The following is a 221-nucleotide window of genomic DNA, read 5'->3' as shown; positions in this document are numbered from 1 at the left end:
GTCCGCCGCCGCCCGGCCCGCGTTCGTGACGATCGCGATACGCCCCTCTTCCTTGGGCCGGGTTGCGCGCAATATCCGTCTATTCCGAATTTCTGTAAAGGCGAATATTTTCAGCGCGGCGGATTGACCGGCAGTTTGGGTGTTTTGCCCGACGGGCAACGCAATATCTTGTAGCCGATGGAGCGCAGCGCAATCCGAATTCCCATCCATGCGAACGCCCC

The organism is Bradyrhizobium sp. 21, from assembly GCF_023073335.1.
Lineage (GTDB): Bacteria > Pseudomonadota > Alphaproteobacteria > Rhizobiales > Xanthobacteraceae > Bradyrhizobium.
This window is presented reverse-complemented; position numbering follows the sequence as displayed.